Source organism: Xanthomonas sp. SHU 308, assembly GCF_000364645.1.
Taxonomy (GTDB): Bacteria; Pseudomonadota; Gammaproteobacteria; order Xanthomonadales; family Xanthomonadaceae; genus Xanthomonas_A; species Xanthomonas_A sontii.
Genome location: NZ_AQOK01000749.1, coordinates 1 through 1,686 on the forward strand (window position 1 = coordinate 1; position 1,686 = coordinate 1,686).

General features: G+C 72.4%; 1 protein-coding gene. It reads right to left on the reverse strand.

All coding sequences use genetic code 11. The features are described 5' to 3' along the window. On the reverse strand, positions 1-1,544 hold a 1,544-nt coding region (locus tag D588_RS0119770), incomplete at its 3' end, for an ATP-binding protein (protein WP_026143917.1). Positions 1,545-1,686: the final 142 nt, after the last annotated feature.

Genomic DNA, 1,686 nt, shown 5'->3' on the forward strand with positions numbered 1-1,686 from the left:
GCATCGGCCTCGCGCTGGCGCCACTGCCGGGTAGCGGCGTAGCCGTCCAGCACCGGCATCTGGCAGTCCATCATCACCAGGTCGTACGGCTGCCGCGACAACTGCGCCAATGCGGCGGCGCCGTCCTCGACGCTGTCGGCGTGGTGGCCGAGCGATTCCAGCAGCCGCCGCGCCACCATCAGGTTGACCGGATTGTCCTCGACCAGCAGCAGGCGGTAGCCGCTGCGCGGCGGCGGCGCGTCGGCCACGACGGTCGTCGGTTCCGCGGCGCGGGCCGGTGCGGGGGTGTCCATGACGTCCGTCGCGAAGGCGTCGTGGTAGAACGCGTCGGCGGTGTCGGCGCCATCGCCAGCGGTCTCGCTGGCCAGGCTCGGCGTCGCCGGGGCCAGCGCCAGCATGCTGCGCAGGTCGATGTCCGCCGCCTGCCGCGACAGCAGCGCGCCGTGCGCGCGGATTTCCTCGGGAATGTCGGCCTCGCCATACAGCCAGATCAGCCGCGCGGTCTGCGGCGCCGGCAGGCGCGCCACCGCCCGTTGCAGGGCGCGCGCGCTCTGCCGCAGCCCGTCCAGGTCGCCGATCACCAGATCGTGGGTCGGGCGCACGCTACCGCCACTGCCGTTGCCGCGCAGCCGCTCCAGCGCCTCCTGGGTCGAATCGACCTTGCTCACCTGCACGCCCCAGTTCGGCAGCAGCACGCTCAGGCGCTGCTGCAGGCGCTGGTCGGCGCCGACCAGCAGCGCATGCAGCCGCGGCAGGCCGCCCGGATTCTGCGGCAGGTCGCCGATCACCTTCAGCAGCGGGATCTCGAACCAGAACGTGGCGCCCTGGCCCTGCCGCGACGCCACGCCGATGCGTCCGCCCATCAGTTCGACGATGCGCTTGCAGATGGTCAGGCCCAGCCCGGTGCCGCCGTACAGGCGGGTGGTGGAGGCGTCGGCCTGGGTGAAGGCCTGGAACAGGTGCTCCTGGCGCTCGGCGCTGATGCCGATGCCGGTGTCGCGCACCTCGAAGCGCAGCAGGTGCTGTGCCGGGGTTTCGCCGAGCCGGCGCACGCCCAGGTCGATGCCGCCGCGCGCGGTGAACTTGACCGCGTTGCCGAGCAGGTTGCTCAGCACCTGGCGCAGGCGCACCGGGTCGCCTCGCACCGGCAGGCGCACCGCCGGGTCCAGTTGCAGCGTCATGCGCAGGCCCTTGGCCTCGGCCGCGCGCTGCATCAGCTCCAGCACGCCGTCGAGCAGTTCGCGCAGGTTGAAGGTGGTGATCTCCAGCTCCAGCCGGTTCGCTTCCAGCTTGGAGTAGTCCAGGATGTCGTCGACGATGCGCAGCAGTTGCAGCGAGGAGGTGTTGGCCGCGCGCAGCATCTCGCGCTGGTCCAGGCCGAGCGGGCCGCGCCCGATCAGTTCCAGCATCGGGATGATGCCGTTGAGCGGGGTGCGGATCTCGTGGCTCATCGTCGCCAGGAACTCGCCCTTGGCCAGCACGGCGGCCTCGGCGGCCTGCTTGGCCTGCAGCAGTTCCTGTTCCAGCCGCTCGCGCACGTGCACGTCGTGCTGCAGGGCGTTGCGCTCGGACTCGGCCAGCGCGGCACGCGCCAGCGCCGCATCCAGGCGTTCGATCTGCTGGCGCGCGCGGCAGCCAGCCAGGGTGGCCAGCGCGGCGGCGGCGGCCATGCACAGCGGCGCCAGC